The organism is Paracoccus stylophorae (assembly GCF_028553765.1).
In the GTDB taxonomy this organism is placed as follows: Bacteria; Pseudomonadota; Alphaproteobacteria; order Rhodobacterales; family Rhodobacteraceae; genus Paracoccus; species Paracoccus stylophorae.
Genome location: NZ_CP067134.1, coordinates 2,741,144 through 2,767,665, shown reverse-complemented (window position 1 = coordinate 2,767,665; position 26,522 = coordinate 2,741,144). Strand labels below are relative to the sequence as shown.

Genomic DNA, 26,522 nt, shown 5'->3' with positions numbered 1-26,522 from the left:
GAATTCGGCCTTTCATTTGCGGACGCGCCTATCTAGTCACCGATGCGGGTGATGGCAAGCAGAGTGTCCGACATGCCGGCAGTGATGATACAGGGCACGGGATCGAATGTGGGCAAGTCGTTGCTGGTCGCCGGGCTGTGCCGCGCCGCCCGCCGCCGCGGCCTGTCGGTCGCCCCGTTCAAGCCGCAGAACATGTCGAACAACGCCGCCGTGACCGCCGACGGCGGCGAGATCGGGCGCGCCCAGGCCTTGCAGGCGCGGGCCTGCCTGCTGGAGCCCGTGACCGACATGAACCCGGTGCTGCTGAAGCCCGAAACCGACACCGGCGCACAGGTGATCCTGCACGGCCGCGCCATCGCCCGGGCCGAGGCGCGCGACTATGCCGCGCTGCGCCCGCGCCTGATGGCGGGCGTGCTGGACAGTTTCCGGCGCCTGTCCTCGGCCCATGATCTGGTCCTGGTCGAAGGCGCGGGCAGCCCGGCCGAAATCAATCTGCGCCCGCGCGACATCGCCAATATGGGCTTCGCGCGCGCGGCCGGCGTGCCGGTGGTGCTGGCAGGCGACATCGACCGGGGCGGGGTGATCGCCCAGATCGTGGGCACGCAGGCGGTCCTCGACCCCGACGACGCCGCCATGATCCGGGGCTTTCTGATCAACCGGTTCCGCGGCGATCCGCGCCTGTTCGACGACGGCTACCGCTTCATCGAGGATCGCACCGGCTGGCGCGGCTTTGGCGTGGTGCCGTGGTTTCACGACGCCCACCGCCTGCCGGCCGAGGATGCGGTCGATCTGCGCGCCGCGCGCGGCGCCGGGCTGCACGTGGTCTGCCTGACCCTGTCGCGGATCGCGAATTTCGACGATCTGGACCCGTTGGCCGCCGAACCCGGCGTGCGTCTGACGATGCTGGGTCCGGGCCGGCCGATTCCGGGCGACACCGATCTGGTGGTGATCCCCGGCACCAAATCCACGCGGGGCGATCTGGCCTTCCTGCGCGCGCAGGGCTGGGACATCGACCTTGCCGCCCATGTCCGGCGCGGCGGCCATGTGCTGGGCATTTGCGGCGGCTATCAGATGTTGGGGCGCACGATCCGCGATCCTCTGGGCCATGACGGACAGCCGGGCGAGACGGCGGGGCTGGGCCTGTTGCAGATCGACACCGACATGGCCCCCGACAAGCGGCTGGAACGGATCGCGGGCACCGCGTTGGGTCAACAGGTCAGCGGCTACGAAATTCATATCGGCCGCAGCGTCGGGCCGGACTGCGCGCGCCCCTTCGCGCATGTGCCCGGCCCCGATGGCGCGATCAGTCCCGATGGCCGGATCGTCGGCACCTATCTGCACGGCCTGTTCTCGAATGACGGGTTCCGCGCCGTGTGGCTGGCCCGCCTGAACGCCGCCTCGCAGCCGGGCTACGAGGCCGGCGTCGACCGGACGCTGGACGCGCTGGCCGATCATCTCGAAACGCATCTGGACGTCCCGGCGCTGCTGGCCCTGGCCGACCCTGGCTGACCCCGCCCGCTTCTTCTTTGCCCAAATACCCATGACCGCCGATGCAACGCGCAACGCCCGCAAGCTGTGCACATCCGGTGCACATGCTGTGCCGCCCCGGTGGACGCATCGTGACCCCGCCGACGCTGGACGAAACGGCCGCGCCGCGCTAGGTCAGCGTCATGGAACAGACAAAGCCGCCCCTCACCCTCTATCTCGCCGCGCCGCGCGGTTTCTGCGCCGGCGTCGACCGCGCCATCAAGATCGTCGAGATGGCGTTGCAGAAATGGGGCGCCCCGGTCTATGTCCGGCACGAGATCGTGCACAACAAGTATGTCGTTGATTCGCTTCGCGAAAAAGGCGCGGTCTTCGTCGAGGAACTGGACGAATGTCCCGATGACCGACCGGTGATTTTCTCGGCCCACGGCGTCCCCAAATCCGTCCCCGCCGAGGCGCGGCGGCGCCAGATGGTGTTCGTGGACGCGACCTGCCCGCTGGTCAGCAAGGTCCATGTCGAGGCCGAACGCCACCATGCCGCCGGCCTTCAGATGGTCATGATCGGCCACGAAGGCCACCCGGAAGTCCTTGGAACCATGGGACAATTGCCCGATGGCGAGGTGATTCTGGTCGAAACCGTGGCCGATGTCGCGCGCATCGCGCCGCGCGATCCCGACAGGCTGGCCTTCATCACCCAGACGACGCTGTCGGTCGATGACACGGCGGGCATCGTCGCCGCGCTGCAGGCCCGCTTTCCCGCCATCGTCGGCCCCGCCCGCGAAGACATCTGCTATGCCACCACCAACCGTCAGGCGGCGGTCAAGGCGGTGGCGCCGATGATCGACGCGCTGCTGGTCATCGGCGCGCCGAATTCCAGCAATTCCAAGCGCCTGGTCGAGGTCGGGAAGGCCGCCGGCTGCGCCTATTCCCAGCTTGTCATGCGCGCCGACCAGATCGACTGGCGGGCGATCCACGGCGCCCGCGCGGTCGGCGTCACCGCCGGCGCCAGCGCCCCAGAGGTGCTGGTGAACGAGTTGATCGACGCCTTCCGCGACCGGTACGACGTGACGGTCGAGATCGTCGAGACCGCGCAGGAAAACGTGGAATTCAAGGTGCCGCGCGTCCTGCGCGAGCCGGCGTGACCCGCGGCATGCGCCCGCACCGACCGGGGGATGCGCGCAGATGGTCAAGGTGATGGCCTGGACCGATGGCGCGTGCAGCGGCAATCCCGGCCCCGGCGGCTGGGGCGTGCTGATGCGCGCGATGGATGGCCAGACGGTGCTGAAGGAACGCGAATTGTCGGGCGGCGAGGCGGCCACGACCAATAACCGGATGGAGCTGATGGCCGCGATCTCGGCGCTTGAGGCGCTGACGCGGCCAAGCGATGTCGTGATTACAACCGACAGCGCCTATGTCAAGAACGGCGTCAGCCAGTGGATCCACGGCTGGAAGCGCAACGGCTGGCGCACGGCCGACCGCAAGCCGGTCAAGAATGTCGAGTTGTGGCAGCGGCTGGACGAGGCGCAGCGCCGCCATCAGGTCGAATGGCGCTGGATCAAGGGCCATGCCGGCCACGTCGAAAACGAACGCGCGGACGAACTGGCCCGCGCCGGGATGGCGCCGTTCAAATGACGCCCCAAGCCCTGATCGCGGCACTGGATTACGGATCGGTCCTGGTCTTTGCCCTGACCGGCGCGCTGGTCGCCAGCCGGGCGCAGCTGGACCCGGTGGGCTTTGTCTTCATGGCCGCGTTGACGGCGGTGGGCGGCGGCACGCTGCGCGATCTGATCCTGGGACGCGCCGTGTTCTGGGTCGTGCAGCCCACCTATATCCTGATCGCGGCGGCGGCTGCGCTGCTGGTCTTCTGGACCGCGCATCTGTTCGAAAGCCGCTATCGGCTGCTGATCTGGCTGGACAGCGTCGCGCTGTCGGTCGCGGTCGCCGCAGGCGTGGGCGTGGCGCTGGAAACCGGGTTCGGCCCGGTCATCGTGATCATCATGGGCATCTCCACCGGCACGTTCGGCGGGCTGATGCGCGATGTCGTCGGCAACGAGGTGCCGCTGGTCCTGAAACAGGGCGAGCTTTACCTGACCGCCGCGTTCGGCGGCGCGCTGGCCGCAGTGCTGCTGGACACCGCAGGTTTCGACGACGAAGAGGCGTTACTGGCCTGCGCGGCGGTGGTGTGGGTGCTGCGCGCGGGCAGCCTGATCCGCGGCTGGCGGTTGCCGGTCTATCGGCCGCGCCCGCCCAGACGGCGCGGCTGACGGCGCGGCTTAGGGGCGCGCCTGTCAGCGCAGGATCGGGGGGCCTGCGGCCATGTCGGGGCGCGCATCCTCGATCCCCATGCGCAGGCCGCGACCGATCCGGTGGGCAAGGGCCGACCACCGCTCGGCCTGTTCGGGCTTCAGCGTCCGGCGCAGGGTTTCGTCGAACAGTGCCAGCCAGTGGGGAAAATGCGACGCCATCACATCGCCCGCCATCAGATGCGCGCGCATCGGATTGCCGTCATAGCCGGGCTGATACAGGATCGCACGTTTCCAGAACCGGGCGATCTTGGCCTCGTGTTCGGACCAGTCGGTGACGTGGGCCGCAAAGACCGGGCCCAGAATCTCGTGCCGGCGCACGGCGGCGTAGAAGACCGCGACGACGCGGTCGATCTGTTCGGGCGTGATGTCGAATCTGGCAAGCATGTCGCGGCAAGCGTCCCGCTTTGCACGGCAAGTTGCAAGGCGACGGGATGCCGCAGAACCGCCCCAGAGGCCGTCTGCGCCGATAATTCGCCGGGTGGGCCTTGCGTTGCGCTTGCAGCGGATTGGCCGGCTTCCTATAGAGAGCAGCATGGAATTTCCGGCGTGCGGACATCGAATTAGCAGCCCGGTGGCGTAGCAGGAACCTGCGCCGCCGGGTCAGTCTTGTCCGAACGATTGACGAAGGAACGCCCCGATGAGCGCAGATGCAAGCGCCGAGACCCCCGATTACCGTGACACCGTCTTCCTGCCGCAGACCGATTTTCCGATGCGCGCCGGCCTGCCCGCGCGAGAGCCGGAATGGCTGGCCCGATGGGCGCGGATCGGCATCTATGACACGCTGCGCGAGCGTGGCCAGGGCCGCACGCCCTTTATCCTGCATGACGGTCCGCCCTATGCGAACGGCCATCTGCATATCGGTCACGCGCTGAACAAGGTGCTGAAGGATTTCATCGTCCGCAGCCAGCAGATGATGGGCCGCGACGCGCGCTATGTTCCGGGCTGGGATTGTCACGGCCTGCCGATCGAATGGAAGATCGAGGAACAGTATCGCCAGAAGGGGCAGGACAAGGATGCCGTCGACATCGTCGAGTTCCGGCAGGAATGCCGCCGCTTTGCCGATCACTGGATCGACGTGCAGCGCGACGAGTTCAAGCGTCTGGGCGTCACCGGCAAGTGGGACGATCCCTATCTGACCATGAACTATCACGCCGAGGCGGTGATCGCGGCCGAGTTCATGAAGCTGCTGATGAACGGCAGCCTGTATCAGGGCAGCAAGCCGGTGATGTGGTCGCCGGTGGAAAAGACCGCCCTGGCCGAGGCCGAGGTGGAATATCACGATCACACCAGCCACACGATCTGGGTGCGGTTTCCGGTGGTCGAAGGACTAGCCGATCTCGACGGATTGTCATCGTCTGTTGAGCGAGATGAGGATCTCAACCGGCTAACTACGTCGTCACTTGATGTACTTGAGCCAACAAACGTGTCGGTGGTGATTTGGACGACGACACCTTGGACAATTCCTCAGAACCGAGGCGTTGCATACTCACCGCAGATTGCCGCCGATCAATTCACTGCGGACGGTAACAATGCGGGGTACGGTCTGTACCGGGTCGGCGAGGTCATGGCGAATTCGACGGCGAAGCCGAGTGAACGATTACTGCTGGCTGATGCATTGGCCGACAGTGTGAAAGCCGCGGCGAAAATCGAGGATTGGGAACGCATTCGTTCTGTGCGACCGTTCGAGCTGGAAAACATGAAGCTGGCCCATCCCCTGCGCGGCGTCGAAGGCGCACGGGGCGAATGGGATTACGACGTCCCCATGCTGCCCGGCGATCACGTCACCGACGAGGCGGGGACGGGGTTCGTGCACACCGCGCCCAGCCATGGCGACGACGACTATCAGCTTGGCCTGAAACACGGCCTGCCCATGACCTATAATGTCGAGCCGGACGGCACCTATCGCGCCGATCTGCCGATCTTCGGCGGCGAGGCGATCGTGCAGCCCGACGGCAAGGACGGGCCGGCCAATGTCAGCGTCATCAAGAACCTGGCCTGGGCCGGCGCGCTGCTGGCCAAGGGCAAGATCAAGCACAGCTATCCCCACAGCTGGCGGTCCAAGGCGCCGCTGATCTATCGCAACACGGCGCAGTGGTTCGCGGCCATCGACAAGCCCCTGGACGACGGCATGGGCGAATATGGCGACACGATCCGGTCGCGCGCGCTGACCTCGATCGACAGGCTGGTGCGCTGGACGCCGAAGTCCGGGCGCAACCGCATCCATGCGATGGTCGAAAACCGGCCCGATTGGGTGCTGTCGCGCCAGCGGGCCTGGGGCGTGCCGCTGACCTGTTTCGTCAGGCGCGGCGCACGGCCCGACGACGCGGATTTCCTGCTGCGCGATGCGCGGGTGAACGACCGCATCGTCGCCGCCTTCGAACGTGACGGCGCAGATGCGTGGTATCGCGACGGCTTCAAGGGCGAGATGCTGGGGGGCATCGCCGATCCGGACGACTACGATCAGGTGATGGACGTGCTGGATGTATGGTTCGATTCCGGTTCGACCCATGCCTTCGTGATCCGCGACCGCGCCGATGGCAGCCCCGACGGCATCGCGGATCTGTATCTGGAAGGCACCGACCAGCATCGCGGCTGGTTCCAGTCCTCGCTGTTGCAGGCCAGCGCGACCAAGGGGCGCGCGCCCTATAAGGGCGTGCTGACGCACGGGTTCACGCTGGACGAAAAGGGCATGAAGATGTCCAAATCGCTTGGCAACACGATCGTCCCCGCCGAGGTGGTCGAACAATACGGCGCCGATATCCTGCGCCTGTGGGTGGCGCAGGTGGATTACACCGCCGACAGCCGCATCGGGAAAGAGATCCTGAAGGGCACCGCCGACAGCTACCGCCGGTTGCGCAACACGCTGCGCTTTCTTCTGGGCGCGCTGGCCGGCTTCGACGAGGCCGAGCGGCTGGAACCGGCCCAGATGCCCGAACTGGAACAATGGCTGCTGCACCGGCTGGCGCAGCTGGATCATCTGGTGCGCAAGGGTTACGACGCCTATGATTTCCAGGGCGTGTTCCAGACGCTGTTCCAGTTCTGCACCGTCGATCTGTCGGCCTTCTATTTCGACATCCGCAAGGACGCGCTGTATTGCGATGCGCCAGACAGTGCGCGGCGGCGGGCGGTGCGGACCGTCATGGACATCCTCTATCACCGGCTGGTGACGTGGCTGGCGCCGATCCTGCCTTTCACGATGGAGGATGTGTGGCTGTCGCGCTTTCCGTCCGAAGCCGACAGCGTGCATCTGCACGACTTTCCGACAACGCCCGCCGACTGGCTGAACGAGCCCCTGGCGGCGAAATGGGATCACGTGCGCCGTGCCCGCCGCGTCGTGACCGCCGCGCTGGAAATCAAGCGCGCCGACAAGACCATCGGCGCCAGTCTTGAGGCCGCGCCCATCGTGCATGTCGAGAACCCCGAGACGCTGGACGCGCTGAAATCGGTGAACTTCACCGATATGTGCATCGTCTCGGACCTGGCGCTGACCGCCGATCCGGCCCCGAACGAGGCGTTCCGCATGGCCGAGGCACCGGGGCTGGGCGTGGTCTTCGAACTGGCCGAGGGCGAAAAGTGCCAGCGTTGCTGGAAAATCCTGCCCGATGTCGGCACGCACGACCATCCGGGCGTCTGCGCCCGCTGCGATTCGGTTCTGGACCGGCTATGACCGATGACAACCTGCGCCGGGCGATCCTGGCGCGGGTCGCGGGCCTGCGCCCCGGCACGACCTGCTGCCCCAGTCGGGTGGCGCGGGATCTGGCGGATGACTGGCGCGTGCTGATGCCGCGCCTGCGGGCGCAGGCGTTCGGGCTGGCGCGCGCGGGCCTGATCCGCGTGACGCAGAAGGGCAGGGACGTCGCCGAGGACGCGAGCGGGCCGATCCGGCTTGGCCCGAACGCCCGCACGCACAGCGAGGAACAGACATGACCTATCAGCCGGCCGACGACCGCCATCAGCGGATGATCTATCGCCGTTGCGGACGATCCGGGCTGAAGCTGCCCGCGATCAGCCTGGGGCTGTGGCACAATTTCGGCGACGACACCCCCTATGAGGTCAAGCGCCGGATCTGCCGCACCGCGTTCGATCTGGGCATCACCCATTTCGATCTGGCCAATAATTACGGCCCGCCCGCCGGCAGCGCCGAACAGGCGTTCGGCCAGCTGCTGCGGACCGATTTGGCCGGGCTGCGCGACCAGCTGATCGTCAGCAGCAAGGCCGGATACGACATGTGGCCCGGCCCCTATGGCGAATGGGGCAGCCGCAAATACCTGATCGCGTCCTGCGACCAGTCGCTGCGGCGGTTGGGGCTGGATTACGTCGATATCTTCTATTCGCACCGGTTCGATCCCGATACGCCGCTGGAGGAGACGATGGGCGCGCTGGACCATATCGTGCGGTCGGGGCGGGCGCTGTATGTGGGCATCTCAAGCTATAACCGTCAGCGCACCGCCGAGGCGGCGGCGATCCTGCGCGATCTGGGCACGCCCTGCCTGATCCACCAGCCCAGTTACAACATGCTGAACCGCTGGATCGAGAAGGACGGGCTGCTGGACACGCTGGACGATCTGGGCATCGGCAGCATTGTCTTCACGCCGCTGGCGCAGGGGATGCTGACCGCGAAATATCTGAACGGCATCCCGCAGAACAGCCGGGCGGCGCAGGACAAGTCGCTGTCCACAGGCTGGCTGAGCGACGACATGATCGGCCGGCTGAGGGATCTGAACGATCTGGCGGTCAATCGCGGGCAGTCGCTGGCGCAGATGGCGCTGGCCTGGGCCTTGCGCGATGGCCGCGTGACCAGCGCGCTGATCGGGGCATCCAGACCCGCGCAGGTGGAGGATTGCGTCGGCGCGCTGACCAATCTGGATTTCACGCAGGAGGAACTGACGCGCATCGACCAGCTGTCTTCTGCGGGCGATGTCAATCTGTGGGCCGGATCGTCCGAGGGCGCGGGCGAGGGGCGGGCGTCCTAGACCAGCCACCAGCCCTTGTTCTTCAGCGTGTTGCGGATCGGCTGTTCCCGGGCGGGCAGCGCCGCGCGGTCGAACAGCGGCCGGATCTTGTCGCGGCCCTTGCCCTGATAGATCAGTTTCTTCGCCGGGGTCCAGTCGCGCAGCCGCTTCTTGATGCGGTTGGGTGCGACGGCAGTTTCCAGCGCGTCCAGCACGGCGTCGTCCTCGCGCGCGTAAAGCAGCGGCAGGTTGCGGTAGTGGCAGGTGATCGCCCCGTCCATCCCGGCAAGGTCAGGCCCCGGCCGGCCGCCGCCAAAGGAATGGATCACCAGGGGCAGCACGACCTGATCCAGCCACGGATCGAGGCTTTGGCAGGCCAGTTCGTCGCCCGGCTCGTCGCGGATCGCGATGGCCCAGTTCAGGAAACGGCGCCCGAACTCGGCGGGGTCGGGGCCGAAGAACCAGCCGGCGTTAAAATAGAGATAGCGTTCCCAATGCTCGTCGGGCTGGCCCAGATCCAGCGACGTATCAAAATCCAGCCCGAACCGGTCATAAAGCGATTTCCAGATATCGCCATAGCCCGGCCCGTAAAGCGGCGGGATCGGCCACGTCCCTTCACGCCGCATCGAGGCCGAGGGACGGTCGACATCGAACCGGACCCGGTCCAGCGGTCCGCGGATCAGCGTGTCGGTGTCCAGAAACAGGAACGGCTGGCCCGCGGGCAGGGCGAACAGCGCCTCGATCTTGTTGCCATAGGGATAGGATGCGCCGAAATGCCGGGCGGTAAAGGGCACGATCCGGGCCCCAAGCCCTTCAAGCGCGTCACGGGTCGCGGGGGCGATGGCGGTCTCGTGACCCTGCCACGCGCCGTCCGGTTGCGGTTCGGCGACGAACAGATCGCCGGTCCAGTCGGGGGAATGACGGCGCAGGCTGGCGGCCAGGATCAGCGCCTCGAATTCCAGCCGTCCGGCCTGCGCCACGACCAGAAGGTTCGGGTGTTGCGCGGCGTCTTCGGGCGGCTGGCGGGGGGTGTAGTCGTCGGTCATCGCGCCTGTTCTGCCCTTCGCCGCGCCGCCGATCTTGCCGGCCGTCGGACAGCGGTCTGCCCGCGCAGGCGTCGGCGACTGGTCTGGGGAAATGGTGGGCGACCCTGGAATCGAACCAGGCATGGGTCTCCCCGGCGGAGTTACAGTCCGCTGCCGCACCTTGCAGCACGTCGCCCGCCGAACGCCGTCGGCGTGGGGGCGTGATTAGCCGCCCCGTCCGGGGGCGTCAAGCGGATTTCCGGGGGTTGCGCCAGCGCCCGGATTGCGCGCACAGAGACGGGCGACAGATTGCGCGCACAGAGACGGGCGACAGAAGGATACCCGCGATGGCCGACAGACCCGCCAAGCCCCAGAAGCCTGCCTGGGTGATCGACAAGGAACGCGCCCGCCGCGCCGCCGAGGCCGAGACGGTGTGGCTGTTCGGGCTGCATGCCGTGCGCGATGCGCTGGCCAATCCCGCGCGTCAGAAACTGCGGCTGGTGGCGACGCGCAACGCGCTGGACCGGTTGGGCGATCTGCACGGCATGACCCCCGAGATCACCGATCCGCGCGTCTTCGGCAAACAGGTGCCGCTTGCCCCCGACAGCGTCCATCAGGGCGCCGCGCTGGAGGTGCGGCCGCTGAAATGGGGCAGCCTATCCGAGGTCGCGCTGCGCGAGGCGCCGGGCGAGGTGCGTCCGCTGCTGGTGGCGCTGGACCGGGTGACCGATCCGCATAATGTCGGCGCCGTCCTGCGCTCGGCCGAGGTGTTCGGGGCGCGCGCGGTGATCGCGCCCTCGCGGCACTCGGCCCCCGAAACCGGCGCGCTGGCCAAGACCGCCTCGGGCGCGCTGGAACGGCAGCCCTATCTGCGCGTCCCGAACCTGGCCGAGGCGCTTGGCCAGCTGAAATCCATGGGCTTCATCCTGATCGGGCTGGACGGGACCGGCACCGACAGCCTGCCCGATCTGCTGGCCGATCTGTCCGGCCGGGCGATTTGCCTGGTCATGGGGGCCGAAGGGCCGGGGATGCGCGATCTGACGCTGAAAAGCTGCGATCATATCGCGCGGATTCCCTTTGCCGCCGATTTCGGGTCGCTGAACGTGTCGAACGCGGCGGCGGTGGCGCTGTATGCCGCGTCGCGCGGCTGAGTTCACATCCCTGCGACAGGTTGCATCCCTGCGTTGAGAATCCGTCCCATGCCTGCCAACTAGTCTGGCACCCAAAGACGATTCGCCATGAAACCGCTGCTTCTGTCCCTGCTGCTTCTGATTGTGCCCGCGCTGCCGGCGGCGGCGCAGGATTGGGCGTTGGGCGGCTTTGACGCGGTCGCCTATGCGCGGGCCGGCCATCCCGTCCCCGGCCGCAGCGATATCGTCACCATGTGGAAAGGCAAGCTGTGGCATTTCGCGTCCGAGGATAACCGCGCCCGGTTTGAGGCCGATCCCCGCGCCTATGCGCCCGGCTTCAACGGGCTTTGTCCGGTGTCCTTGTCAGAAGGCCGGCGGGAAAAGGGCGATCCGCGCCATTTCATCATTCTGGACCGCAAGTTGTATCTGCTGCGTTCGGAATCGGCGGAACGGCAGATGCGGGCCGCGCCCAAGGATGTCCTGTCGCAGGCCAAGCGGATCTGGGGCAAGATCCGCTAGTTCCGCCGTTTTTCGTGATTCGAAATCACGAAACCGCGAGAGGGCTGGAACTTTCGTCCCGTGATGCACATTTGTCTATCAGAACATGACCCCGGAACGGTCATGTTCGGATCACTGTCCCTCGTTCCGCGACTTGCGCCCGGCCAGATTTCTGGACCGGGCGCCTTTTATATGCCAGTCTTTCGCGACCCGAAGGCGAAGCAAGGGGGGACAATGGACCCTGATCTGACCGAAGACGAAGACATCGCCCGCATCGTGCGCGAGACGCGCGTGATCGCGGTGGTGGGCCTGTCCCCGAATGAGGCGCGACCCAGTTGGGGCGTCGCGCGGTTCTTGCAGGCGCAGGGTTACAAGGTGATCCCGGTCAATCCCGGACATGCCGGCAAGACGATCCTGGGCGAGCCGGTCCATGCCAGCCTTGCCGCGATCCCGAAGGATGCGGGCGTGCAGATGGTCGACATCTTCCGCCGGTCCGACGCCGTCGCCGGTGTCGTGGACGAGGCGCTTGCGCATCTGCCGCAATTGCAGGTGATCTGGACCCAGATCGGGGTGCGCGACGATGCGGCGGCGCAGAAGGCGCGGGACGCAGGCATCACCGTCATTCAGGACCGCTGCCCGAAAATCGAGTTTCCCCGCCATATCTGACCGGGCTGGCGTCGGCCGCAGGCGTGGCCTGCGACCGCACGGCGCTTAGTCGCGCCAGTATTCGTTGGCTGCGGCGATGGTCGCGAACCATGTCGCCGCGACGCCGGACACCTGGATCAGATCGGTGGCGTCGGCGGCATAGGTCGGGCGCAGCAACTTCAGCGTGTCGACATCCGGCTGCGTCGTCTTGACCGCCCGGCGCGCCATCGAGATGGCAAGATCGAACCCCTCTTGCGGGGTTTCGGTCATCAGGCTGGGCAACCAGGTTTCGGCGGCGTCCTGTTCGGCCATGGCGTCCTGTTCGGCCATCGCGTTCTGTTCGGGCGCGGCCTCGGGTTCGGACATCGTGTCCTGCGCGAATGCCGGTGTGGCCAGAAGAAAGCCGGCCATGGCGATCAGCGAAAGCGATTGTCGGGTCATATCTCTGCCTCCTGTGGATGCACGGGGTGGATCGCGCCGCAGGCCGTAAACAGGATGCGGGCCGGATCGCGACGCCGCGATCCAGCCTAGCCGGAAAAACATGTATGGTAAATGCCGGGTTTCGGGACCGCCTTCCTATGACGCTTCGGCGGTCTTCAGCAGATCGGTGATGCGGCGCACCGACACGCGGCGGTTGGCGCGGATATCGCCTTCCGACCGGACCTTCAGGAACTGTTCACCGTAACCCTGCACGATCAGGTTCTCGGGCGGGACGTCGAAATATTCCGACAGCGCCAGCGCCACCGATTCGGCCCGCCGGTCGGACAGCGCAAGGTTCATCGAATCCGACCCGACCGTGTCGGTATAGCCTTCGATCAGGAACATCTCGCGCGGGTTTCCGGCGATGGTTTCGCGGATCGCCTGGCCCAGACCGGACAGTTTCTCGGCCTGATCCGGCCGGATCGCGGCCGATCCGGTGTCGAAGGTGATTGCGTCGATATTGATCGGCGCAACCAGCGAACGGACCTCGGGGATGTTGCGGATCTGGCCAAGCGTGAAGCGGCGGTCGATGCCGGCCTCGCGTTGCAGCGCCTCGCGCAGCGCCGCCTGATCCAGCGATGTGCCGTCGTTGAAGACGGGGGCGGGGGCGGGCAGGCTGGAGATATCGACGGGCGCGACGGTTTCGGTATCGTCGATCAGCCGCGTGGTGCGGCCGTCGGCCGAAATCAGCGTGCGGCGCAGCACCCGCAGACCGGCGTCGCGGATCGTGACCACCTTGCTGCCGTCGGGGCGCGTGACGATGGTGCGCGACGAGCCGTCGTCGAAATTCTCGGTCGCCACGGTCGCGCCGGGCTGACGCAGCAGCGCGGTTTCGTCCTTCACCACCTCCTGGCTGCCATCGTCGCGGGTCAGGACCACCCGGTCCGGCGTGCTGAGCGCGACCTGACGGTTGTTGTTCAGCATCGAGCCGACGGCCAGCGCACCGGCCCCCAACAGCAGCGCCTTGACCAGATCGTTGTCCTCCTTGCCGGATGCGGCAGGCTTACGGTCGTCGCCGCGCCCCGTCAGCGCGTCGCGCAGGCTGGTGGCGAAATCCTCGGCGGATGAGCGGCGGCCGGCCTCGGTGATCCGTTCTTCCCGGACATTCTGGCGCTTTTGCGTGTCGTCCAGCGCGTCGGCCTTGCCCGCGCCCGTCTCGTGCGCGGCATCCTGGCCCGCGCGGGTCTCGCGCTGATCCTCTTCCGGCGCGCGTGCGACCAGCTTGCCATCGCCATCGACGCGATACATCTGCGCCGACCCCGGCGCCAGCAGATAGGCGCCGTTTCTGTTGCGTTCGACCACGACGCCGCGCGGGGTGACGCGCCGTTCTCCTTCCTTGCAGGGCAGCTTGCCGCCCGACATGCATCTCAGCCGTCCTTCGTCCAGACCCTGCGCGATCTCGCGGTCCAGAACATCGCTGAGACGCATCATGCGCATTGCACGTTCATTGGCCGTGTCCGAGGTCGCGCGACGGAACGGCGCGGATGCGGCCTGCGGCTTCTTGACCGGCTTGCTGTCGGCCTTCTTCGGCTGCGGCTTTCTGTCGTCCTTGCGGATCTGGGCATCCTTGGCCTTCTTGGGCTTGCCGGCTGGCTGATCGCCTTTTGCGGGTGTGGCCTTTTTCTGATCCTGCGCCTTGCGTTCGGCCTTCTTCGGGCGGTCCTTTTCGACCGTCTTCTTCTGGCCGCCATCCTTTTTCACCGCGCCCTTTTTCACCGCGTCCTTTTTCACCGCGTCGTTTTTCGCAGCATCCTTCTTGTCCGCGTTCTTCTGCTTTTTCGGCGCGGGCTTGCGGGTTCCGTCCGCCTTGCGATCCTTCTTGTCGGCCTTCTTTGCCGCGTCCTTGGCGGCATCCTTCGCCTTGCCGGCCTTCTTCTCGGCCTCTTTCTGCGCGTTCAGCAGCTTTTCCTGAATCAGCTTGCCCAGATCGTCGCGGCTGACATCGTCCTGCGCCATGATCACGGCGTCCTGCGCAACCGGAGGGTCGGCCGGCAGCGCGGTGTTGGCGGTTGCCAGCTGCGGCAAGACCATCGACAGGCAGGCCGCGATGGCAGTGGTGTTGCTGATGATCCGGCGCATGAAGGCTTCCCCTGGTGATGACTCGGCAATGCTGCGTGTCTAACAGCCCGCCGCGCGGGGCGTTCCAAACAACCGCGTGAGCCGGGCGGAATTGTGCCGAATGAAGCCACGGAAAAGGGCGCAGCCCATGCCGCGTCCTTTCACGATCATTCGGAAAACGTAGGGTCAGACGCCTTCGCCGACGAACGCCTTTTCAACCACGAATTCGCGCGGTTCCGAATTCGCCCCCTCACGCAGGCCGAATTCCTCCAGCACCGCCTTGACGTCGACGTTGAAGGCCAGGCTGCCGCAGATCATCGCCCGGTCGGTTTCCGGCGAGATGGGCGGCAGGCCCAGATCCTGAAAGATCCTGCCCGAGTTCAGGTTGTCGGTGATCCGGCCCATCTGCGCGGACTGTTCGCGGGTGGTCGTGGGGTAATACAGCAGGCGGCTGGCGAAATCCTTGCCGTAAAGCTCGCCCAGCAAGGGATCGTTCTTCAGATCCCCGACCAGTTCGCGACCATAGGCCAGCTCGTCCGCGGTGCGGCAGGTGTGCATCATCACCACCTGCTCATAGCGTTCATAGGTTTCGGGATCGCGCATCAGCGACGCAAAGGGCGCGATGCCGGTGCCCGTGGCCAGGAACCACAGCCGCTTGCCCGGCAGCAGCGCGTCCAGAACAAGCGTGCCCACGGGTTTGGGACGCAGGATGATCTGGTCGCCCGGCTGGATATGTTGCAGCCGCGAGGTCAGCGGCCCGTCCTGCACCTTGATGGAATAGAACTCCAGCTCATCGTCCCAGTTGGGCGAGGCGATGGAATAGGCGCGCAGGATCGGCTTGCCGTTATCGTCCGGCAGACCGATCATGACGAACTCGCCCGAGCGAAAGCGCAGGCTGGCCGGTCGCGTCACGCGAAACGAGAACAGCTTGTCCGTCCAGTGCGTGACCGAGGTCACGGTCTGGGCATCGGACTGGGTTTTCTTGGCAGTCTTGGGGGCGGCGTCGGCCACGGTAAGGTCCAGCGTCATCTCTCAATTCCTGAATGTCCTAGGCGATCTGGCGGCGAAACGAAAGGGGGGCTCAGCCGGCAAGGCGCGACCGATGGTCCCATTCGCGCCAGTCCGCGCGTGCAAGCCACTGATCCTGCGGCTGGCGGTCGGCGATGTCGGGTGCGACCTCGACCTCGTCGAAGCCGACCCGGCGCGCCATCGCATACTGGTCGGCGATCAGGCGACCCACGGCGCGCAGACGCCCCTCATATCCCATATCCCGCAGCAGGCGGGCAAGGCTGAAGCCGCGCCCGTCCGAGAAGACGGGAAACTCGATGGCGATCAGCGCGCGGTGCAGATGATCCACCAGCTCGTCCGGCGCGGTGTCGGGGGGCAGGGTGACATCGGCCTCGGCGTCCACGGGATGAAAGCCGTCGTCGCGGGCGATGATCCGGTCGTTTTCGGGCTGGCTGCTCATGCCGTGACCTTTCTGCGGCTCATCCGGCCGCCGATGAAGTGGATGCCGCATTCGGTCTTGTCGCGGCCGCGCCAGCGGCCCGCGCGCGGATCCTCGCCCGGTGCGACCGCCGAGGTGCAGGGCGCGCAGCCGATCGACGGATACCCCTTGGCGATCAGCGGATGACGCGGCAGGTTGTTCTCGATCATGTAGTCCTGCACATCCTGCGGCCGCCAATGTGCCAGCGGGTTGACCCGCAGCCGCGTCGGCGGTTCGGGCTCGAAGAAATCCAGCGTCGCGCGCTGGCCGCCCTGAAACCGCTTGCGCCCGGTGATCCAGGCATCGAACCCGGCCAGCGCCTGTTCCAGCGGGACCGTCTTGCGCAGATCGCAGCACGCATCGGGATCGACCCGGTGCAGGCTACCGTCGGGGTCGCGCGCCGCGATCCGGTCCGCGCCTGCGCGGATCACCCGCACGTCCGTCAGGCCAAGTCTGGCCGTCACCGCGCGCTGATAGTCCAGCGTTTCGGCAAACAGCATCTGCGTGTCGATGAACAGGACCGGCAGGCCCGGCGCCACGACGCTGACCATGTGCAGCAGCACCACCGATTCCGCCCCGAAAGACGACACTAGTGCCACCCGGCCCAGATCGGGATCGCCCACGGCGCGGCGCAGCACCTCGGAGGCGGCGTGGTGGCGATAGCGGTCGTTCAGCCGCCAGGCGCGGCCGTCCAGCGTTCCGTCAAGCATCGGCCCCCTCGGGGTAAAGCGCCGCCTTGAACGGCGCGGGGCCGACGCGGCGATAGGTGTCGATGAACCGCTCGTCCTCGTCCTCGCGGACCTCGAGATAGGCGCGCAGAAGCCGGTCGATGGCGGGCACGACCTCATCGGCGGGAAAGCCCGCGCCGGCGCGCTGGCCGATGGAAGGGATGTCGTTGGCATCCCCGCCAAGCGTGATCTGGTAGTTCTCGACCCCGGCCCGGTCCAGGCCCAGAATGCCGATATGGCCCAGATGGTGATGCCCGCAGGCGTTGATGCAGCCCGAGATGCGGATGTTCAGCTTGCCGATCTCATCCTCCAGCCCGTGGGCGCGGACGTGATCGGCAATGTCCTGCGCGATGGGGATCGACCGGGCGGTGGCCAGCGTGCAGTAATCCATGCCGGGGCACGAGATGATGTCGGACACCTTGCCGGCATTGGCCGTGGCCAGCCCCGCCGGGCGCAGCGCGGCATAGATTTCCGGCAGATCCGATTTGTGCACATGCGGCAGGATCAGGTTCTGGTCGTAATTCACCCGGATATCGCCATGGCCGAGCCGTTCGGCCAGGTCGGCCACCAGCCGCATCTGGTCCGCCGTCGCATCGCCCGGCGTGGCGCCCGGCGCCTTCAGCGTGATGATCGCGCTGGCATAGCCGTCGGCGCGGTGCGGGTGCAGGTTGGTATCGGTCCACGACCGGAAACCGGGATCGGCGGCGCGTGCCGCGTCATAGGCATCGGTCGGCGCGCGGCGGAAATCGGGCGGCAGGAACCGGGTCCGCAAATCCTCAACCACGTTCTGGTCGCGGCCGTCGAACAGGGCGCGGCGGCGCAGGAATTCGGCCTCGACATCTTCCTTCATCGTGTCCAGCCCGCGTTCGGCCACGGTGATCTTGATGCGCGCCTTCCATTTGTTGTCGCGCCGGCCTGTCCGGTTGTAGACCGCAACGATCGCTTCCACGTAAGGCAGGATATCGGCCTGCGGCAGAAACTCGCGGATGACCTTGCCCAGCATCGGCGTCCGCCCCAGCCCGCCGCCGACCCACACCTGAAAGCCGCGCTGCCCGTCCTTTTCGACGATGCGCAGCCCGATGTCATAGGCCGAGACGACCGACCGGTCCTGCGCCCCGGCCGAGACGGCGATCTTGAACTTGCGCGGCAGGAACTGGAATTCCGGGTGATCGGTCGACCACTGCCGCAATAACTCGGCCCAGGGGCGCGGGTCCTCGACCTCGTCGGCGGCCGCACCGGCAAAGGCGTCGGCGGTGATGTTGCGGATCGTGTTGCCCGAGGTCTGGATCGCATGGATCCCGACCGAGCCGAGCGCCTCCAGAATGTCGGGAATGTCGATCAGCCGGGGCCAGTGATACTGGATGTTGGTGCGGGTGGTGAAATGCCCGTATCCGCGGTCCCACCGTTCCGCGACATGGGCCAGCATCCGCAGCTTGGCCGGGTTCAGCGTGCCATAGGGGATGGCGACGCGCAGCATGTAGGAATGCAGTTGCAGATATACGCCGTTCATCAGGCGCAGCGGGCGGAATTCCTCTTCGGTCAGGCTGCCGTCCAGACGGCGCGCGACCTGCGCGCGGAACTGCGCGGCGCGATGCTGGACATAATCGGTATCGACGGGACGGACATCAAACATTGGCGGCCTCGGCCTGCGGGCGGTTGTGGTTGGTGGGGCCATTCTGGCGGAAGGTTTCGCGGAAATGGGCTGGTTCGGGACCGTTCGGGCCGCGCCGTGCCTCGACCAGATAGGGGCCGACGACCAGGTCCGCCTGTCCGATCGCCTTCAGCAGCGCCAGATCGGCGATGGCCTCGTCCTCGAACAGGATCGCCTGCGCGGGATCGGCGGTCCAGCCGCCTTCGCACATCCAGACATTGTGGCCCTTGCGCAGATCGTTGGCGGTGATGACGCCGGGGCGGGCGATGGATGGAGTAAAGGCTTTGCTCATCGTTTCGGACCTTTCCGTTGGTCCGGACAATATAGAATTTTGTTCTGGTATTTTGCGATACGGTCGGCGAAATAAGGATGAACAGGCAGGAGAGGGCGCGATGGCGGAACAATTTTTGCAAGAGACGGGCGAAGCCCAAACGCCTGTCCGTCTGGACGAGGTGGACCGCAAAATCCTGTCCCTGCTGCAACAGGATGCCAGCCTGTCGCTGGACCAGATCGCCGAGCGTGTGGGCGCGTCGAAAACGCCGGTCTGGAACCGGATTCGCAAGCTGCGCGAGGCCGGGGTGATCCGCCGGCAGGTGGCGATCCTGAACCCCGAGGCGTTGGGGCTGGAGGCCTGTTTCTTCGTGCTGATCCGCACCGCCGAACACGACCGGGACTGGGCGCAGCGGTTCCTGAAGGCGCTGCGCGAGCGGCCCGAGGTGGTCGAGGCGCACCGGCTGGCAGGCGACATCGACTATATCCTGAAGGTGCAGGTCAGGAATGCGCGCGCCTATGACCGGTTCTACCAGTCGCTGATTTCCGAGGTCCGGATCTATAACGTTACGGCATTGCTATCCATGGAAGAAATCAAGGCGACATCGGCGCTGCCGATTGCCGAGGCCGCGAGGTGAGGGCGATGGGCGAGGCGTGGGTGATCTGGCACAATCCGAAATGTTCGACCTCGCGCTTCGTGCTGGAGGCGCTGCGCGAGGCGGGGGTGCAGCCACGGGTGCGCGACTATCAGAAACAGCCGCCATCCGAGGCGGAACTGCGCGCGGCGCTGACGGCGGCGGGGATCGGCGCGCGGGATCTGCTGCGCCGGAAAAGCCCGGCTTATGAACAGCTTGGGCTGGCCGACAGCAGCCTGACCGAGGACCGGTTGATCGCGGCGATGGCCGCCCGGCCCGAGGCGATCGAACGGCCGCTGGTCTTCGCGCCGGACGGAACCGCGCGGCTGTGCCGGCCCAAGGAGGCGGTGTTCGAGATGCTTGCGGCGACATCCTGACGACGCGCGCAACGGGGCGCGCGTTGCGTGATGCGGCCGGGTGCGATCCGCGGCGTCCAGCCCCTGCAAATGCTGGGTTTTCGGCAGCACATGGCGTGCACTAGGGCGGCACCGCATGTGCACAGGCCGTGCACCGGCAACGCGCGCTGCCCTGACGGCGGGGTTATTCGTCGACGACGCTGAGGATCTGCGGCAGGGCCGGGCAGGGCAGAAGCTGGTTGCGCGCCACATCGGCCAGAGTGTGGTTGTGCAGGAAGACATAGACATGCGCCGACAGGCTTTCCCACAGCCGGTTCGACAGGGTCTGGGCGCGCGACCCCGACACGCCGCCCGTCGCGCCGCCGCCCACATGCATGGCGCTGACGGTTTCGTCCACCGCCTCCAGCACCTCGGCGATGCGGATGGTTTCGGGCGCGCGCGCAAGCCGGTATCCGCCGCCCGGCCCGCGCACCGAGGCGACCAGACCGGCGCGGCGCAGCCGCACGAAAAGCTGTTCCAGATAGGGCAGCGAGATGTCCTGCCGTTTCGCGATCTCGGCCAGAGAGGTCAGTTCGCCCTGCCGGGCGATGGCCAGATCGGTCAGCGCGATGATCGCGTAGCGGCCCTTGGTCGACAGTTTCATCGCGTGGTCCCCTTGCTGGCTGGCGCCCGCTGCATTGACGGGTAAGGCAAGGCTGGGCTATGCCCCGCAGGCCCGTTTCTTGCGCAATCGGCGCTGGCTTCCCAGATATGCTGGTCTAGAAGCCGGACGCGAAGGCGTCAAGGAACCTCAAAGCCCTAGAAGGACGACGATGCCAGAGCTGATTTTTCCAGGCCCAGAAGGCCGTCTTGAAGGCCGCTATCACCCGCAGCCCGGCAAGCCCGACGCCCCCATCGCCATCGTCCTGCACCCCCACCCGCAATACGGGGGCACGATGAACAATCGCGTGGTCTATAACCTGCATTACGCCTTTCACAAGATGGGCTTTACCGTCATGCGGTTCAATTTCCGCGGGGTCGGGCGCAGCCAGGGCGAATTCGATCAGGGCGTGGGCGAATTGTCGGATGCGGCCTCGGCGCTGGATTACCTTCAGGCGATGAACCCCAATTCCAAGCATTGCTGGGTCGCGGGGTTCAGTTTCGGCGCGTGGATCGGGATGCAATTGCTGATGCGCCGCCCCGAGATCACCGGCTTCATCAGCGTGGCGCCGCCTGCCAACATGTATGATTTCAGCTTTCTTGCGCCGTGCCCGTCCTCGGGGCTGATCGTGAACGGCACCGCCGACCGCGTGGCGCCGCCCAAGGACACCCATGCGCTGGTTGCCAAGCTGCGCGAACAGAAGGGGATCACCGTCACCCACGAAGAGATCGAGGGCGCGGACCACTTTTTCCGCGACGACGAGGCGCATATGAAGCCGATGATCTCGCTGGTCCAGACCTATGTGCGGCGGCGGCTGACCGAAAGCACGCGCTGAGGCATGGCCGACGGCATCGCCCGCCGGATCGGGTTCCTGCGCGAGGCCGACCGGCTGAAATCGGTCGCCCGCGCGAATGTGCTGATGGATCTGTCGCGGCCGGAAAACAGCGCCGAACACAGCTGGCACGTGGCGCTGTGGGCGCTGGTGTTCGGGGCGTCGGATCGCGCCGTCGCCATGCTGCTGATCCACGATCTGGTCGAGATCGACGTGGGCGATCATCCGATCCATCTGGATCACGACGCGGCCACGCTGGCCCGGCAGGAGGCCGCGGCGGCGCGGCGGATCTTCGGGCTTTTGCCGGGTGGTGGGGCGCTGCTGTCGCTGTGGCAGGAATTCGAGGCGGCAGGCAGCGCCGATGCGGTGCAGGCCAAGCGGATGGATCACGTCCAGCCGCTGTTTCAGGTGCTGATGGCGAGCGATCCGCTGCCGGATCATGTCCGGATCGTGCGCGACAACCTGTCGACGGGACGCGCCGCCCGGCTGCACCGGGAATGGGCGCCTGCGGTGCGGGCCGCCGAAACCCTGCTGGCGGGGGGCGTGCCGCAGGGCGATCTGGGCGCGCGGCTGCGGTTTCTGGCCAAGGCCGACCGGCTGAAATCGGTGCAGCGCGCCAGCACCCTGATCGACGGATCGCGGCGCGAGAACAGCGCCGAACACAGCTGGCATCTGGCGCTGTCCGCGCTGGCTTTCGCGGATCGGGCCGGGCCGGGCGTCGATATCGGGCGGGTGATCCGGATGCTGCTGATCCACGATCTGGTCGAGATCGACATGGGCGATGTGTCGCAGTATCTGGCAGGCGGGACGGCGCAGGGCTCGGCCGGGGTCTGCGCGGCCAGGGGCGTGGCGGCGGAGCGGATCTTCGGGCTGCTGCCACCGGCGCAGGGCGCGGCGCTGCTGGCGCTGTGGCAAGAGGTCGAGTCAGGCCGGACGCCGGACGCGGACTTCGCCCGCGCGCTGGAACGCTGTCAGCCGGCGATCCGGACCTTGCCGCCCGGCGCGCCCGCAATCGGGGACTGGCTGGATCGTCGGGCGGGCGCAGTTTTCAGCGATGGCGCATCGCAATCGGACGGCGCCGGGGAACGATCCCGGACGTGACGTGTTGAGGACTGTATCAGACACATCACCATCAGGGGTAGAGTTATGAAAATCAATATCCTGGCTATCAGCGCCGTGACCGGAATGGCATTCGGCGGTGCCGCGTTCGGTCAGACCATGATCGGCGGACAGGAAATCACCAGCGGCGATCTGGCTGCGGTGACCGCCCATTGCGAGATGCTGGCGGCAGGCGGTGCCACGACCGATGTTGCCCCGGGCAATACCGGTAATCCCGACACCACGGGGCTTGAGGCGAACGCGGATGCCTCCGACCTTGGCGATGCCAGCAACGAGGATGTGGTGGCGGGGAATGAGGGCAACCCGAATGCCGGCGAAAGCGACGCCAATGAGGCCGCCGATGGCATGGTCGGCGAAACCGACGTGGCGGCGGACGGAAATTCCGGGAATGTGGATGCCGAAGCGGAGGTGGCCACCCTCAACCTTCAGGACATCACCCTTGCCGATTGCGAAGCTGCCGGTCTTTGATCATCGGCGGCAGGTGTCGCGCGTCTGACGGGCGGCATCGGAGGGAAGGAAGGGCGCCGGATATGCTCCGGCGCCCTTTTCACGTGCCGAACAGCGGTTGGCGGTTGGCGGCGTGACGATGGGCAAGGGCGCGCGCGCGGCCCCCGGCTGCGAAGGGGCGGGCTTCGGGAAAGCGATCCCGCGCCGTCCCCAGTTGCGGAAAGATCGTGAGGATTTCCGCCACCGCGTCCGTGCCCAGTGCCGCCATCGCCTGCGGTCCGGGATAGAGCGATTCGGTTTCGGCGCCGTTCGACATCAGCACCTCGTGCCGGTCGAACATCAGGTGGACATAGGTGACGCGGTCGCTGTCGGTCACCTCGTCGATGCCCTCGATCTCGGTCAGCTGGCGGGCGGCGACCAGCAACTCGGCGGTGCCGAACATGCGCTGCGCGATCCGGGACCGGACCAGAATCCGGTGCTGGGGCGAGACGGTCAGATCGGTGGCGGGGCGGTTCGGCCCCAGGGCATGCGCGCGGATGCGGATCGGGCGGATGCGCGGAATGGCCAGAAGATCGCGGCGGTCGAGGTCGCGCAGGCCGCGCCAGCGGATCGGCTGGAACCCGTGATCGCGGGTCCAGACCAGATCGCCGACGGCCAGATCCTCGATCCGGCGTTCGCCGCGATCGGTCAGGATCATCGTGCCGGCGGTGAAGCACGGCACGAAGCTGGTGACGTCGTAGCGGTCGGTATAGACGCTGCCGTATTCCGTCACGAAATCACGCGAATTGCTGGGCAGCCGGATGCCGATGATCGGATATTCGGTGACGCCGGCGACCTCGCCCCGCTCTCCTCCGCCCAGGGGCGGCGGCATCAGGAAGGTGTTGCCTTCGGTGTCCTGGAACATCCGCAGCGTGGTGGTGACGGTGTCGGTGCGGCCATCGGGCAGTTGCCGGGTGATGTCGACATTGCGGATGCGGACCGTGCTGTCGATCTCGGCCTCGTGGTTGGTGCCGTCCAGACGGTAGCTGACGGTTTCCTGACGCCCCGGCGCGTTGTTCAGGTCGATCCGGCCGTCGCCGTTGCGTTCGTTCATCGAAACGTTCAGGACGTTCTGGTAAAGCGGGTTCGCGGCGTTTCCGAAGGTCTGGCCGCGCAGGATCTGGACCGCGCGTTCGGCGTCGTAATCGGGACGGAACCACCCCTGCTCGACCACGTCCATGTCGGGCAGGTTTCCAAGGAAGATCATTCTGTAGACGGGCATGACAAACAAATCCGGTGAACTGGTAACAACTACGCGTCAGCGATAGCGGCGGCGGCCGCGCGCGTGAAGCTGTCGAATTCGGCAGTTTCGATGCAAATGCAAGCGATCGCGCATCGGCGGGCAAAGTGCATACCATGGCATACCGTCTTTCATTCCGCGCCGAATGCGGCTATAGGGCGCACAGCAGCAAATCCAACGCCAAGGGGGCCATGCATGTCGAAGATCAAGGTAGAGAACCCCGTCGTCGAGCTTGACGGCGACGAAATGACCCGGATCATCTGGGACTTCATCAAGCAGAAGCTGATCCTGCCCTATCTGGACATCGACCTGAAATATTATGATCTGGGCATCGAGGAGCGGGACCGCACCGACGACCAGATCACCGTGGACGCGGCCGAGGCGATCAAGCAATACGGCGTCGGCGTAAAATGCGCCACGATCACCCCCGACGAGGCCCGCGTCGAGGAATTCGGCCTGAAAAAGATGTGGCGCAGCCCCAACGGCACGATCCGCAACATCCTGGGCGGCGTGATCTTTCGCGAGCCGATCATCTGCAAGAACGTGCCGCGCCTTGTGCCGGGCTGGACGCAGCCGATCATCGTCGGCCGCCACGCATTCGGCGACCAGTATCGCGCCACCGATTTCCGCTTTCCGGGCAAGGGCAAGCTGACGATCAAGTTCGTGGGCGACGACGGCGAGACCATTGAGCACGAGGTGTTCCAGTCGCCCGGCTCGGGCGTGGCCATGGCGATGTACAACCTGGACGATTCGATCCGCGATTTCGCCCGCGCCAGCATGAATTACGGCCTGTCGCGCGGTGTGCCGGTCTATCTGTCCACCAAGAACACGATCCTGAAAGCCTATGACGGGCGTTTCAAGGATCTGTTCCAGCAGGTCTTCGACGAGGAATTCGCTGACAAGTTCGAGAAGGCCGGCATCACCTATGAACATCGTCTGATCGACGACATGGTGGCCAGCGCGATGAAATGGTCGGGCGGCTATGTCTGGGCCTGCAAGAACTATGACGGCGACGTGCAGTCCGACACCGTCGCGCAGGGGTTCGGCAGCCTGGGTCTGATGACCAGCGTGCTGATGACGCCGGACGGCAAGATCGTCGAATCCGAGGCCGCGCACGGCACCGTCACCCGCCATTACCGCGAACATCAGAAGGGCAATGCGACCTCGACCAACTCGATCGCGTCGATCTTTGCCTGGACCGGCGGGCTGAAGCATCGCGCCAAGCTGGACGACAACGACGCGCTGATGAACTTTGCCACGACGCTGGAAAAGGTCACGGTGCAGGCGGTCGAGGACGGGTTCATGACCAAGGATCTGGCGCTGCTGGTCGGGCCGGACCAGAAATGGCTGACCACGATGGGCTATCTGGAAAAGGTCGACGAGTATCTGAACAAGGCGCTGGCCTGATCCGGCACGCCCGCAGACGAAACGACCCCGCAGACGAAACGACAAGGGGCCGCGCGATTGCCGCGCGGCCCCTTTTTTCATGTGGCCGGCCGAGCGGTCGTTCAGCCGTCGTCGGCGGGCAGATCCTCGAACGGGGTGCCGATGCTGATCAGCTTGGCCGGCGCCTGCACGTCCGGGTCCGAGGCGATCATCACCGGGTTCGGCGCATCTGGCAGATAGGTCAGCCAGCCGTCATCGCCAAGCGTCACCCGGTTGGCGTGATAGAGCCCGACCGAGGGCACCAGCCTGACCCCCTCGAACCCCTCGGGGACGGTGAATTCCAGCGTCACTTCGCCGTCCATTTCGGTGGGCACGTATTCGGGGATGCTGGCATAGATCGCCGTGGACTGGCCGCTGGCGGACAGCAACTGGCCCCAGATCGTATAGGAATAGCCGGCGACCAGATTGCGGTGCTGGACGCGGGCCGCGATGGTGCCGCCGGCCGGGTCCAGCATCGAATCGCCGTCCGCCGCGTCCGCCGCCGTCACCGAGATGCTTTGGATCGCGTGGACCTGGATCGCCTGATCGGCGTCGTCGGGATCGGCGGCTTCGGCCAGCGGATCGCCCGAACCGTCGGGGCCGGCGAACAGTTTCAGCGCCACGACGAAATCCTGATTCGAGGGCGTGCGATTGGGCGCGACCGGCAGTTCGATGCTGACGCTGCCCTGCGCCGCATCGGCGGTAAAGCCGTGCGAGACAGGCTGACCCGCCTCTTGCCCCGTGGCCGGGTCGATCAGGACCGCCGTCAGGGTATAGTCCTGTCCCGGCTGAAGGCCGGAATAGCTGACATCGTCGCGCACCGTGCCGCCCAGGCGGGTGAAGAACCGGTTGTCGTCGGCCGCGTCGATGGCGACGCCGTCCAGCGTCACCGCATCCTGCGCCGAGGCGGCGAAGGGCAGGGAACAGGCGAGGCCGACGGAGAACGTCGCGACCGCCGCGCTGCGCGAAATTGCTGATGGGAAGATGTTTTTCATGCCGAATTTTACGTTCCCGATGCCGGTCTGTCGATCACCTTTGCGCGGCACGGCGCGGCGGCTTTTCAAACCGGCGCGGA

General features: G+C 66.3%; 28 protein-coding genes and 1 tRNA gene. 16 read left to right on the top strand and 13 right to left on the bottom strand.

The window, feature by feature from the left end; translation table 11 throughout:
- Nucleotides 1-72 precede the first annotated feature (72 nt).
- From JHW45_RS13620 to JHW45_RS13605, 4 genes are all read left to right on the top strand, one after another.
- Nucleotides 73-1,509, top strand: coding sequence for a cobyric acid synthase (locus JHW45_RS13620; protein WP_272860621.1), 1,437 nt, complete (start codon nucleotides 73-75; stop codon nucleotides 1,507-1,509).
- A 161-nt stretch (nucleotides 1,510-1,670) separates the two neighbouring features.
- Entirely contained in the window at nucleotides 1,671-2,627 is a 957-nt protein-coding gene (gene ispH / locus JHW45_RS13615; RefSeq protein WP_272858142.1) for a 4-hydroxy-3-methylbut-2-enyl diphosphate reductase, read from the top strand.
- Nucleotides 2,628-2,667: 40 nt separating this feature from the next.
- Complete coding sequence (gene rnhA / locus JHW45_RS13610; protein WP_272858141.1) at nucleotides 2,668-3,117, top strand: ribonuclease HI; 450 nt, start codon at nucleotides 2,668-2,670, stop codon at nucleotides 3,115-3,117.
- Nucleotides 3,114-3,749, top strand: coding sequence for a trimeric intracellular cation channel family protein (locus JHW45_RS13605; protein ID WP_272858140.1), 636 nt, complete (start codon nucleotides 3,114-3,116; stop codon nucleotides 3,747-3,749). The genes rnhA and JHW45_RS13605 overlap by 4 nt, the downstream gene beginning before the upstream one ends.
- A 24-nt stretch (nucleotides 3,750-3,773) precedes the next feature.
- On the opposite strand, the gene JHW45_RS13600 is transcribed toward JHW45_RS13605, so the two are convergent.
- Nucleotides 3,774-4,175, bottom strand: a complete 402-nt coding sequence (locus JHW45_RS13600; RefSeq protein ID WP_272858139.1) for a group III truncated hemoglobin — start codon at nucleotides 4,173-4,175, stop codon at nucleotides 3,774-3,776.
- A gap of 253 nt (nucleotides 4,176-4,428) precedes the next feature.
- Here JHW45_RS13600 and ileS point away from each other — a divergent pair, with 253 nt between their 5' ends.
- Genes ileS through mgrA form a run of 3 tightly spaced genes read left to right on the top strand, consistent with a single transcriptional unit; the run spans nucleotide 4,429 to nucleotide 8,764 of the window.
- Entirely contained in the window at nucleotides 4,429-7,458 is a 3,030-nt protein-coding gene (gene ileS, locus JHW45_RS13595; protein WP_272858138.1) for an isoleucine--tRNA ligase, read from the top strand.
- Nucleotides 7,455-7,718 (top strand): DUF3253 domain-containing protein, encoded by a 264-nt coding sequence (locus JHW45_RS13590; protein ID WP_272858137.1) that lies wholly within the window; start codon nucleotides 7,455-7,457, stop codon nucleotides 7,716-7,718. Before ileS ends, JHW45_RS13590 begins: the two co-directional genes overlap by 4 nt.
- Nucleotides 7,715-8,764, top strand: coding sequence for an L-glyceraldehyde 3-phosphate reductase (gene mgrA / locus JHW45_RS13585; RefSeq protein WP_272858136.1), 1,050 nt, complete (start codon nucleotides 7,715-7,717; stop codon nucleotides 8,762-8,764). Before JHW45_RS13590 ends, mgrA begins: the two co-directional genes overlap by 4 nt.
- Here mgrA and JHW45_RS13580 read toward each other — a convergent pair.
- Nucleotides 8,761-9,789, bottom strand: coding sequence for a hypothetical protein (locus tag JHW45_RS13580; RefSeq protein WP_272858135.1), 1,029 nt, complete (start codon nucleotides 9,787-9,789; stop codon nucleotides 8,761-8,763). The two genes, mgrA and JHW45_RS13580, sit on opposite strands and share 4 nt — an antisense overlap.
- 92 nt (nucleotides 9,790-9,881) lie before the next feature.
- Nucleotides 9,882-9,965, bottom strand: a tRNA-Tyr gene (locus JHW45_RS13575).
- Between the two features lie 150 nt (nucleotides 9,966-10,115).
- On the opposite strand from JHW45_RS13575, the gene JHW45_RS13570 reads away from it, so the two are divergent.
- The 3 genes from JHW45_RS13570 to JHW45_RS13560 all read left to right on the top strand — a co-directional run bounded on the left by JHW45_RS13570 (nucleotide 10,116) and on the right by JHW45_RS13560 (nucleotide 12,062).
- Nucleotides 10,116-10,919: a TrmH family RNA methyltransferase gene (locus JHW45_RS13570; RefSeq protein WP_272858134.1), complete on the top strand. Its 804-nt coding sequence runs from the start codon at nucleotides 10,116-10,118 to the stop codon at nucleotides 10,917-10,919.
- A gap of 87 nt (nucleotides 10,920-11,006) precedes the next feature.
- Nucleotides 11,007-11,417, top strand: coding sequence for a YHS domain-containing (seleno)protein (locus JHW45_RS13565; protein WP_272858133.1), 411 nt, complete (start codon nucleotides 11,007-11,009; stop codon nucleotides 11,415-11,417).
- A 213-nt stretch (nucleotides 11,418-11,630) separates the two neighbouring features.
- Nucleotides 11,631-12,062, top strand: coding sequence for a CoA-binding protein (locus JHW45_RS13560; protein WP_272858132.1), 432 nt, complete (start codon nucleotides 11,631-11,633; stop codon nucleotides 12,060-12,062).
- Between the two features lie 45 nt (nucleotides 12,063-12,107).
- Here JHW45_RS13560 and JHW45_RS13555 read toward each other — a convergent pair whose 3' ends face one another.
- The 7 genes from JHW45_RS13555 to JHW45_RS13525 form a co-directional block, all read right to left on the bottom strand.
- Nucleotides 12,108-12,482 (bottom strand): hexameric tyrosine-coordinated heme protein, encoded by a 375-nt coding sequence (locus JHW45_RS13555; protein ID WP_272858131.1) that lies wholly within the window; start codon nucleotides 12,480-12,482, stop codon nucleotides 12,108-12,110.
- 135 nt (nucleotides 12,483-12,617) lie between these two features.
- Entirely contained in the window at nucleotides 12,618-14,600 is a 1,983-nt protein-coding gene (locus JHW45_RS13550) for an OmpA family protein (protein ID WP_272858130.1), read from the bottom strand.
- Between the two features lie 165 nt (nucleotides 14,601-14,765).
- Nucleotides 14,766-15,608, bottom strand: coding sequence for a ferredoxin--NADP reductase (locus JHW45_RS13545; RefSeq protein ID WP_272858129.1), 843 nt, complete (start codon nucleotides 15,606-15,608; stop codon nucleotides 14,766-14,768).
- Nucleotides 15,609-15,660: 52 nt separating this feature from the next.
- Nucleotides 15,661-16,047, bottom strand: a complete 387-nt coding sequence (locus JHW45_RS13540; protein ID WP_272858128.1) for a DUF934 domain-containing protein — start codon at nucleotides 16,045-16,047, stop codon at nucleotides 15,661-15,663.
- Complete coding sequence (locus JHW45_RS13535; protein WP_272858127.1) at nucleotides 16,044-16,775, bottom strand: phosphoadenylyl-sulfate reductase; 732 nt, start codon at nucleotides 16,773-16,775, stop codon at nucleotides 16,044-16,046. The genes JHW45_RS13540 and JHW45_RS13535 overlap by 4 nt, the downstream gene beginning before the upstream one ends.
- The gene (locus tag JHW45_RS13530) at nucleotides 16,768-18,426 is read right to left on the bottom strand and encodes a nitrite/sulfite reductase (protein WP_272858126.1); all 1,659 of its coding nucleotides are present in this window, start codon (nucleotides 18,424-18,426) and stop codon (nucleotides 16,768-16,770) included. Before JHW45_RS13530 ends, JHW45_RS13535 begins: the two co-directional genes overlap by 8 nt.
- Entirely contained in the window at nucleotides 18,419-18,736 is a 318-nt protein-coding gene (locus JHW45_RS13525; RefSeq protein WP_272858125.1) for a DUF2849 domain-containing protein, read from the bottom strand. Before JHW45_RS13525 ends, JHW45_RS13530 begins: the two co-directional genes overlap by 8 nt.
- A gap of 100 nt (nucleotides 18,737-18,836) precedes the next feature.
- Between JHW45_RS13525 and JHW45_RS13520 the strand changes: the two genes are divergently transcribed.
- Together JHW45_RS13520 and arsC are read left to right on the top strand one after the other, a co-directional pair.
- A complete protein-coding gene (locus JHW45_RS13520) occupies nucleotides 18,837-19,352 on the top strand; it encodes an Lrp/AsnC family transcriptional regulator (RefSeq protein WP_272858124.1) in 516 nt (171 codons plus the stop codon).
- 5 nt (nucleotides 19,353-19,357) lie between these two features.
- Nucleotides 19,358-19,726: an arsenate reductase (glutaredoxin) gene (arsC, locus tag JHW45_RS13515; protein WP_272858123.1), complete on the top strand. Its 369-nt coding sequence runs from the start codon at nucleotides 19,358-19,360 to the stop codon at nucleotides 19,724-19,726.
- 163 nt (nucleotides 19,727-19,889) lie between these two features.
- Here the strand turns inward: arsC and iscR are convergent, their stop codons facing one another.
- A complete protein-coding gene (iscR, locus tag JHW45_RS13510) occupies nucleotides 19,890-20,348 on the bottom strand; it encodes a Fe-S cluster assembly transcriptional regulator IscR (protein WP_272858122.1) in 459 nt (152 codons plus the stop codon).
- Between the two features lie 169 nt (nucleotides 20,349-20,517).
- Between iscR and JHW45_RS13505 the strand changes: the two genes are divergently transcribed.
- Genes JHW45_RS13505 through JHW45_RS13495 form a run of 3 tightly spaced genes read left to right on the top strand, consistent with a single transcriptional unit; the run spans nucleotide 20,518 to nucleotide 22,764 of the window.
- Complete coding sequence (locus JHW45_RS13505; RefSeq protein WP_272858121.1) at nucleotides 20,518-21,180, top strand: alpha/beta hydrolase; 663 nt, start codon at nucleotides 20,518-20,520, stop codon at nucleotides 21,178-21,180.
- 3 nt (nucleotides 21,181-21,183) lie between these two features.
- On the top strand, nucleotides 21,184-22,278 hold the full coding sequence (locus JHW45_RS13500; protein WP_272858120.1) for an HD domain-containing protein: 1,095 nt from the start codon (nucleotides 21,184-21,186) through the stop codon (nucleotides 22,276-22,278).
- 45 nt (nucleotides 22,279-22,323) lie between these two features.
- Nucleotides 22,324-22,764: a hypothetical protein gene (locus tag JHW45_RS13495; protein WP_272858119.1), complete on the top strand. Its 441-nt coding sequence runs from the start codon at nucleotides 22,324-22,326 to the stop codon at nucleotides 22,762-22,764.
- 79 nt (nucleotides 22,765-22,843) lie between these two features.
- On the opposite strand, the gene JHW45_RS13490 is transcribed toward JHW45_RS13495, so the two are convergent.
- Nucleotides 22,844-24,004 (bottom strand): Hint domain-containing protein, encoded by a 1,161-nt coding sequence (locus tag JHW45_RS13490; RefSeq protein ID WP_272858118.1) that lies wholly within the window; start codon nucleotides 24,002-24,004, stop codon nucleotides 22,844-22,846.
- Between the two features lie 213 nt (nucleotides 24,005-24,217).
- Between JHW45_RS13490 and JHW45_RS13485 the strand changes: the two genes are divergently transcribed.
- On the top strand, nucleotides 24,218-25,429 hold the full coding sequence (locus JHW45_RS13485; RefSeq protein ID WP_272858117.1) for an NADP-dependent isocitrate dehydrogenase: 1,212 nt from the start codon (nucleotides 24,218-24,220) through the stop codon (nucleotides 25,427-25,429).
- A 101-nt stretch (nucleotides 25,430-25,530) separates the two neighbouring features.
- Here the strand turns inward: JHW45_RS13485 and JHW45_RS13480 are convergent, their stop codons facing one another.
- Nucleotides 25,531-26,442 (bottom strand): VaFE repeat-containing surface-anchored protein, encoded by a 912-nt coding sequence (locus JHW45_RS13480; protein ID WP_272858116.1) that lies wholly within the window; start codon nucleotides 26,440-26,442, stop codon nucleotides 25,531-25,533.
- Nucleotides 26,443-26,522: the final 80 nt, after the last annotated feature.